We start from the raw sequence: 1,111 nt of genomic DNA on the forward strand, positions 1-1,111 counted from the left end.
CGGCGCTCCACGAAGGGCTGGTCAGCGGGCTTCGCCGCAGCGCTGGTCGCGGCGTCGAGCATCGAGCGAGCGTTGAGCGGTTCCACGGGTGTCCACGTCCATTCCAAAGCCCACGGCACGGCCTTGCGCGCGCGGGCGAGCATCCCCTGGCTCTTCGATTATCGAACAAATCGGAAGATTTTCTAAAGCGGGCTTAAGGATGGTTAATGATTGGCAAATGCGTCGCGATAGCCCGCGATCACGCCGTCGACCATCGCGGCTTGCGAGAAATGTGCCGAGATGCGTTCGCGCAACGAGACCGCGCGCTGCGCCGTTGCCTGAGGATCGTCGAGTGCGGCCGCGATCGCCTCGGCCATGGCCTCGGAATCGCTCGGCGTGAACAGGGCCGGACTATCGGAGCCGAAGATCTCGGGGATGCCGCCGATTCTGGATGCGATCATGGGAATGCCGGCCGCGCCGGCCTCGATCACGACATAGGGCATGGAATCGCCGCGCGAGGGCACGACCAGCAGCCGCCCCTTGGAGAAGCCGTAGCGCGCCTTGACGTGACCGATGAAGCGGATCGCATTGGCGAGGCCGAGCCTGTCGACCTGCGCCTTCAGCGCCGCCGTTTCCTCGCCGTCGCCGCCGAGTGTCAGCGTGACCTTCTTGCCGCCCTCGTGCAGGCGCGCCACGGCATCGACCAGCAGATCCGCGCCCTTGATGTGCCTGAACTCGCCGACATAGGCGAGGTCAGTGGCATCGTCGGCGGTCACGACCGGCTCGAACTCCTCGGGGGTCACGCCGTTGAAGACGCAATGCACCACGCCCTTGGGCGTGCCGACGATGCGTTGATAGGTGTCGCGCGCGAATGCGCTCTCGAACAGGAACAGGTCGGTCGAATCCATCAGCGCGCGCTCGAGCCGCGCGTAAAACTCGCCCTTGAGGGTGTTGAGGGGATAATGCAGCGAGCCGCCGTGCGGCGTGTAGATGCGGATGGTGTCGACGGAGCGTCGCCGCATGCGGATGAAGGCGCCGGCCTTGGCGCCGTGGCCGTGCATGACGTCGGGCTTGAGCGTGGCGATCAGGCGCCGCATGCGAAGCCACACCAGGACATCGTCGGGCGAGGGCT

1 protein-coding gene is annotated in these 1,111 nt (G+C 66.1%); it reads right to left on the reverse strand.

Annotated features, from left to right (window positions below; all coding sequences use genetic code 11):
• Positions 1-203: 203 nt before the first annotated feature.
• On the reverse strand, positions 204-1,111 hold a 908-nt coding region (locus MOV75_RS39235), incomplete at its 5' end, for a glycosyltransferase family 4 protein (RefSeq protein WP_247008204.1).

This window comes from Bradyrhizobium sp. PRIMUS42 (genome assembly GCF_023006515.1).
GTDB lineage: Bacteria > Pseudomonadota > Alphaproteobacteria > Rhizobiales > Xanthobacteraceae > Bradyrhizobium.